Origin of the sequence: Pseudoalteromonas lipolytica, from assembly GCF_001306915.1 — a bacterium.
Classification (GTDB): domain Bacteria; phylum Pseudomonadota; class Gammaproteobacteria; order Enterobacterales; family Alteromonadaceae; genus Pseudoalteromonas; species Pseudoalteromonas simplex.
Window position 1 is genome coordinate 1 of sequence record NZ_LJTC01000038.1, and the last position, 741, is coordinate 741.

1 protein-coding gene and 1 rRNA gene are annotated in these 741 nt (G+C 43.5%); one reads left to right on the forward strand and one right to left on the reverse strand.

Features of this window, described 5'->3' with window-relative positions; all coding sequences use genetic code 11:
* Positions 1-109: 109 nt before the first annotated feature.
* Positions 110-224: ribosomal RNA gene (gene rrf, locus AOG27_RS20915) — 5S ribosomal RNA — on the forward strand.
* Positions 225-345: 121 nt separating this feature from the next.
* On the opposite strand, the gene AOG27_RS20920 is transcribed toward rrf, so the two are convergent.
* Positions 346-741: IS630 family transposase (locus AOG27_RS20920; RefSeq protein WP_152967180.1), on the reverse strand; the 396-nt coding region annotated here is incomplete at its 5' end.

Below are 741 nucleotides of genomic sequence, written 5' to 3' on the forward strand. Positions count from 1 at the left end.
TTTTATGACAGCGTAACAGACAGAAGTTAAGTTACTAAAGTAGACAATTACTTGATATCAGAATTCCAGATTTTAGTTAATTGCCAAGGCGATTAACAAACCAAATTTGCTTGGTGACAATAGCGTTTTGGACCCACCTGACCCCATGCCGAACTCAGTAGTGAAACGAAACAGCGCCGATGATAGTGTAGCAGCTGCTATGTGAAAGTAGGTCATCGCCAGGCTCCAAATAAGAGAAAGCCCGATTCGAAAGAGTCGGGCTTTTTTGCGTTTGTAGCTGTCAGACAGGTAGGTTGGGTAGAGCGAAGCGAAACCCAACACGAGTTATACCATTCCGCATAAAGATTAAATCAATTTAATCCATTCCCGATTGCACATTTTCTTCACTCGATCCGGGATTGAAATAAAGTGATTCCACGCCTTTGAAACTTCATCGACAATTTCGTCATAGCCTGAAAACACTCTATTGGATAAACAATGCTGTCGTATCCAGCTCCATACTTGCTCTATTGGATTTAGCTCTGGTGAATAAGGTGGGAGCTTTATCAGGGTTAGGTTTTTAAATTCTGCAGCTGTATCGTATGTGTGCCAGCCTGCGCCATCTATTATCACGACAGCGTGTCTTCCAACAGGTGTCGCGTGTGATATCTGGCGCATATGCTGCGTCATTGCTTCTTTATTTACGAATGGGCTAACTAACGCTTCTGTTTGGCCTGTGGCTGGACATACCGCGCCAAATAA